Below are 5,894 nucleotides of genomic sequence, written 5' to 3'. Positions count from 1 at the left end.
AAAGCGTGCGTATTGCCTGAAAACACAACCCGCTACGGGGGAGACTTACCCGAAATCTGATTTATTCAACAAAGCCGCGTAGATCCAGAACATCATCGCTTAAAGGGAAAGGATTAGGGAAAATCCCGAATGCGATACCTATCAGCGAAAGGCCACCGGAAGTCGCAGACAGAGACATACCAGGTCACTGGGAAGGTGATCTGATCCAGGGCTCGAAAAACTCCTATATCGTCACCCTCGTAGAGCGTCATTCCCGTTTTGTTATGCTGGCCAAAGTCAGGGACAACAAGACCATAACGGTTATATCAGCACTCATCAAACAAGCACGGGAGTTACCTGCTGAGCTTTATAAAACACTAACATGGGATCGAGGCGCAGAAATGACCAGCCACACCCGGTTTACTATAGCGACAGACATACAGATTTATTTTTGCGATCCTCAATCCCCCTGGCAACGCGGTTCAAATGAAAATACAAACAGATTACTCAGACAGTATTTTCCAAAAGGAACTGACTTATCGGTTCACAGCCAGCAAAGACTAAACAGTGTTGCCAGACAGCTCAACGAGAGGCCGAGAAAAACGCTAGACTATGAATCACCCGCAGAGCGGTTTAATCAGTGTGTTGCATCCATCAGTTGAACTCACAGCCAAAAGCGGACATTTAATATCGTTATGCTAATATCTGGCACTAACCGATAAAGCAGTCCCTGGTAAACAGTCACCACCTTCACTTCCTACCGTAGACAGGAACTCAGGATTTCAGTTGAAGCGTATCGGCAAACTGGCGGTAATATTGCTCAATGAGTTTCTGTCCATTGTCCGGGGAGAACAGGTACAGACGCATCAGTCCCTCAAAAGCGAGGGAAAGGCGCTCTGTGACGTCGTCTGGATTGAGCGCAGCAGATATCTGACCGCTGTTTTGGGCCGCGCGTATCTTGCGGCGAACACTGTTAATCAGGCCAGATTCTGAATCACGAAGGAGTTCGGCGACATGTGTGTTACGCGCACCTTCGCTGGCGATCTCAGCACGCAAAACCGCCACCGCGTGTCCCTCGGATGTGAGGAAGATCTCTGACAGCAGTTTTTCAATCGCCTCGCGACTGAAATCCGTACTCCAGAAACGGCTTATCAGATTGTGATGCCTCTGCAGGTCGAGTTCGATAAGCGCAGTGATAAGGGCTTCCTTGCTCGGGTAGTACTGGTAGATGTTTGCAACGCTCACCCCTGCAGCTTTACCGATCTCGGAAATGGATGAGGCGTGAAACCCGCGTTGTATAAAGCAGTTTCTGGCCCCGTCGAGGATCTGGGTCATGCGCTCTTCACGCGCATGCTCATTCACGGGACGCCCGCGCAGGGGCTTGTCTGCACCAGTTTTCATTTTCACAATATATTCCATTCAGGTAACACAAGGACGGCACCGGGATGGTGTCGTCCTCAGTTTGCAGGTAAGGCTGGCTGCAAAGCGATAGACGTCAGAGCGACGTCGGCGTTGCCTCAACGCTCGCATAGACCTTGATTTCCTGAAACTGCTCAATCGCACGTGGCCCACAGAGGACACCGATACCACTTTGCTTGAAGCCGCTCTGTTCAAAATGCTCAGACATGACGCCCCAGCAGTTTAGCCAGATATGACCGGCTTGAATAGACTTGCCAACTCTCCGGCAGCGCGCCGTGTCGCCCGAGAACACCGAAGCGGCGAGACCGAATTCCGTAGCGTTTGCGCGCATGATTGCGTCGGCTTCGTCTTCAAAAATCTCGAAAGTCTGGACTGGCCCGAAGACCTCGGACTGGATGACACAGGCGTCCAGGTCCTGTACTTCGATCAGGGTGGGGCGGTAGAACGCACCTGCAGCCAGAGGGCCTTCGTCGACCGGGCCGCCGCGCACCAGAATGTTGGCATAAGATTCTGCTTCCGCGACCACAGCATCAACGCGTTGAACACTGGCTTTGTCGATCAGTGGACCAAGTTGCGCCTGCGGATCCTCGCTTTCGCCGAGCCGGACGTTCTGATAAGCCTCGATCAGCGCGGCGCGCAATCGGTCGGCAATGCCACTCTGGGCCAGTACACGCGAACCGGTGCAGCAGAACTGGCCGTTCATTGCAACCAGTGCCATGACGATCTGCGGTACTACCACATCAAGGTTTGCATCATCGAATACGATCAGCGGCGCTTTGCCGCCCAGTTCCAGGTTCAGACGTTTGAGCGTTTTGGCACCATTGGCGGCAATGAGGCGGCCTACCTTAGTGCTGCCGGTATAGCTGATCATGTTCACCAGCGGGGAGTCAACCAGCATGGAGGCACCAATACTCCCGGTTTCGGTAATCACATTCAGTACACCCGACGGCAGCGATTTGACTGCGGCGATTGCCCGGGAAAACAGTGTATTGGTAAGTGCGGTTTGATGTGGCAGCTTTAGCACCACAGTACATCCGGCAGCCAGTGCGGGGGCGACAGCGCGCACTGACAGAATGATCGGTGAGTTCCAGGGCGAGATAACCCCCACAACGCCAAGAGGTTCGGGATCGGAATGAAAGTGCATCCCCGGAGTGGCTTCAAGGGCACGCCCACCGGTCTGCAACAGTGCCGTGGCGGCACCATAACGCAGCCACTCCACCGTTAACGCCAGTTCCCACTGTGTCTGCGCCAACAGCTTGCCCCCTTCGCGGGCGAGCTGGATTGCTATCTCGTCCACCCGTTTTTCGACCTCATCGGCCAGCTCAAACAGGGCACGCGAGCGCAGGGAGCGTTCTTTGGACCAGTTTGTGGTGTCGAAAGCAGTGCGGGCGGCCTCGATCGCCTGGCGTGCTTCGTCAGCGCCGATGTCCAGGTAGTTACCCAGGGGCTGGCCAGTCGAAGGGCTGACCGCCTGCCTGATTGTGCCTCCGTTGTTCCAGCTACCGTTGATCCAGTTCTTTGCAGCTTCAGTCAAATTCGGATGTTCCATGATATTTCCTTTCAGAGTATCCCGCGGATTGGTTGACGCAGACACAGTGCGGGGAGTCCCTGGTCTGATCGGTCGACGCTGAAGCTAAAGGCTGCTCGTTTGCGTCGTGATAAATATAAAAGTAAACGATCATTTATATAAATGCAATGCTAATTTACAACACTCAGAAATTATGGGATAACGCCGCTGGCGTGGACAGGATTAGTCTTAGTGAGGATACAATGGTCATGGACCGAACACGCATCGCCCTGAGGCGGCAGCTCATGTCTTTTGCTGCCCGGTACAGGTGGACTGTAGCTGTATCGAATGCGTGTCTTCAGTGAGCGAAATGTTTATTGTGTTCAAACGAAGAGATCGTGCTCATATCCAGGCCGCGACACCCGGCATAAAGCTTTACAGATCTTTCAGCAGATTAGCTGACAGCTGGCGAAGCAGATCTAACTCCTCATCTTTCATCTGCATGGTACATCTCATCTTACCAGGCAGTTCAAGCAGAGCCTCTTTCAACTCATGCGCCTTTTCAGTAAGTACGACATTTTTCATCCTTTCATCTCCGACGACGGCCATCCTTTTCAGAAACCCCTTCCCCTCAAGTTTTTGCACAAGCGGTGTCAGCGTTCCAGAGTCAAATAATGTCTTCTGACCAAGCGCCCCTAACGGGATATCGTCCTGCTCATAGAGTGCCATGAGCACGACAAACTGTGGGTAGGTCAGGTCAAATTCTTTCAGTAATGGTCGATACTGGCGGATCAACGCGTTTGTAACCGAGTACAAAGAGAAGCATAGCTTTTCTTCCAGGAAGCTGTTTTGTTTCATTTAATTAACCCCGGGATGAAGATATAAAAACAGTATAAATAATATTTGATAGAAAGAATATTGCATGCAAGTTTAATTCGTAAAAGTTAGTTTCCGGTAACAGGACGATGAACATACTTTTAAAAGGCTCAGTCACAAAAGCCGGATCTGCTGTTCTGACTTCTGCCAGTTTTGCATTCGCCCATGCGGTATATTCTGAACAACCGGCCAGTCTTTATGCTCCGCCGCGAGGTTTGGGCATTTCTTAACGTACTTTTCTCATTGAACCGCTTCTCATCCGTCGCAGCTGGCCATCCACACAACGTCTGAAAACTTCTTGTATAAATAATCATTGTAATTATATAAGTGATTGATTACTTTTATATTCATCACGACGCACACGAACAGCCTTTAGCTCCGGCGTTAACCAGGCAGACAAGAGATTACCCGCCCCGTGTCTGTGTCGATCAATGTGCGGGATACTCACTGAAACGGCGCAGAACCGGATTAGCTGCGGTCAGTCCATCGGCCGGCCAGTCGCCAGGCAAGGACAAGAACATGGATTGTACCCGGGAGCGTGCGGCAGGGCGTATAAGTATCCGAATCTGAAGAACAGAATGAAATCTTTACTAAGCCGCTGTTTTTTCAAGATTAATTAACCCCATTTAAAATATTCAAAAAAAGATAAATGAATAATATTTGACTAAAAGAATATTGCGTGCAAGTATCATTCACACAAGGTGATGTCGGGGATAACCGGCGCTCAACTGAATAATACAATCAACATACATCTAACGAGGCTTAATCATGAAAACCGTATCAGCTGTCCTGACTTCTGCTCTTTTCGCATCCGCCACCGCTGTGGGTTCCGAACAACTGGTCAACCTTCCTGCTCCCACGGCCGGAGTGCAGGCATTTCTCAACGTGCTGAACTCCGGTAACGGCAAGCCCATGGAAAAAATGACCCCGCAGGAGGCCCGTCAGGTACTGATCGGGGCACAGAAGGGCGTTACGTTGCCAACTGCGCAGGTTTCAGAAAAAATCATCACGGTAAACGGGCAATCCATAAAACTGAAAATCGTGAAACCGGACAACGCTACCGGCACACTTCCTGTATTCATGTTCTTCCATGGTGGTGGCTGGGTGCTGGGAGATTTCCCGACTCATGAACGTCTTATACGGGATCTGGTTCGCTCATCCGGTGCTGCTGCAGTATATGTGGACTACACACCGTCACCGGAGGCCCACTTCCCTGTAGCAATTAACCAGGCATATGAGGCAACCAAGTGGGTGGCTGAACACGGTCAGGAAATTGGCGTGGATGGCAGCCGTCTGGGCCTGGTCGGTAACAGTGTTGGCGGGAATATGGTGGCCTCTGTGGCGCTGCAGGCCAAACAGTTTAACGGACCGAAGATTCGTTATAACGTGATGCTGTGGCCGGTAACCGACGCGAATTTTAACACCACATCCTATAACCAGTACGAAAATGGCTATTTCCTGACGAAGAACATGATGAAATGGTTCTGGGATAACTACACCACTAACGCGTCAGACCGTAATAATATTCTAGCCTCGCCACTGCGAGCCACCACGGAACAGCTGAAAGGGTTCCCGCAAACCTTAATCCAGACAGCGGAACTGGATGTTCTACGCGACGAAGGTGAAGCGTTCGGACGCAAGCTGGATGCCGCTGGCGTGCCTGTGACCGTGACACGCTACAACGGTATGATCCATGACTATGGGCTGCTGAACCCGTTGAGTCAGGAGCCCACCGTCAAAACTGCGCTGGAGCAGGCGGGTGCAGAACTGCATAAACATCTGAAATAATAACCGGATAATATTCTAACAGCGCGGCCAAATGCCGCGCTGTTTTATATGAGTCTGGTTCATACCTGTGCTAATCCAGTCGAGAAAGTCTTTGTTGAGCACACCAGATTACGCAGTCATGTTATTCTTTGCTGTAAGTCCTCGCACAACCTTAATCTCTAAATTCCGCTCTTCGCTCACAGCGGACAATTAACTTCACAAGTGAGAACCATCAGATCATCTTTTGAACGGGTAGGTACCTGCCGCTACGGTAATGGTGCCAACTTACTGATTTAGTGTATGATGGTGATTTTAAGGTGCTTGCGTGGCTTCCATCTCCATCAGT

The 5,894-nt window shown here is 51.0% G+C and carries 5 protein-coding genes; 2 read left to right on the top strand and 3 right to left on the bottom strand.

The window, feature by feature from the left end; genetic code table 11:
* The first annotated feature begins 56 nt into the window (after positions 1–56).
* On the top strand, positions 57–641 hold the full coding sequence (locus tag K5R89_RS26455) for an IS30 family transposase (protein WP_260630714.1): 585 nt from the start codon (positions 57–59) through the stop codon (positions 639–641).
* 112 nt (positions 642–753) lie between these two features.
* Here the strand turns inward: K5R89_RS26455 and K5R89_RS26450 are convergent, their stop codons facing one another.
* The 3 genes from K5R89_RS26450 to K5R89_RS26440 form a co-directional block, all read right to left on the bottom strand.
* Positions 754–1,380, bottom strand: coding sequence for a TetR/AcrR family transcriptional regulator (locus K5R89_RS26450; protein ID WP_226911712.1), 627 nt, complete (start codon positions 1,378–1,380; stop codon positions 754–756).
* A 94-nt stretch (positions 1,381–1,474) separates the two neighbouring features.
* Complete coding sequence (locus K5R89_RS26445; protein ID WP_064175071.1) at positions 1,475–2,947, bottom strand: aldehyde dehydrogenase family protein; 1,473 nt, start codon at positions 2,945–2,947, stop codon at positions 1,475–1,477.
* Between the two features lie 393 nt (positions 2,948–3,340).
* Positions 3,341–3,763 (bottom strand): MarR family winged helix-turn-helix transcriptional regulator, encoded by a 423-nt coding sequence (locus K5R89_RS26440; RefSeq protein WP_064175070.1) that lies wholly within the window; start codon positions 3,761–3,763, stop codon positions 3,341–3,343.
* Between the two features lie 786 nt (positions 3,764–4,549).
* Between K5R89_RS26440 and K5R89_RS26435 the strand changes: the two genes are divergently transcribed.
* On the top strand, positions 4,550–5,569 hold the full coding sequence (locus tag K5R89_RS26435) for an alpha/beta hydrolase (RefSeq protein ID WP_064175069.1): 1,020 nt from the start codon (positions 4,550–4,552) through the stop codon (positions 5,567–5,569).
* The last annotated feature ends 325 nt before the right edge of the window (positions 5,570–5,894 follow it).

Origin of the sequence: Klebsiella sp. TF21-TM, from assembly GCF_019753495.1 — a bacterium.
GTDB lineage: Bacteria > Pseudomonadota > Gammaproteobacteria > Enterobacterales > Enterobacteriaceae > Klebsiella > Klebsiella quasipneumoniae.
This window is presented reverse-complemented; position numbering and strand designations above follow the sequence as displayed.

Coding starts and splice junctions, on each gene's coding strand:
- K5R89_RS26450 (WP_226911712.1), bottom strand. CDS start 1,380: ATGAAAACTGGTGCAGACAAGCCCCTGCGCGGGCGTCCCGTGAATGAG.
- K5R89_RS26445 (WP_064175071.1), bottom strand. CDS start 2,947: ATGGAACATCCGAATTTGACTGAAGCTGCAAAGAACTGGATCAACGGT.
- K5R89_RS26440 (WP_064175070.1), bottom strand. CDS start 3,763: ATGAAACAAAACAGCTTCCTGGAAGAAAAGCTATGCTTCTCTTTGTAC.
- K5R89_RS26435 (WP_064175069.1), top strand. CDS start 4,550: ATGAAAACCGTATCAGCTGTCCTGACTTCTGCTCTTTTCGCATCCGCC.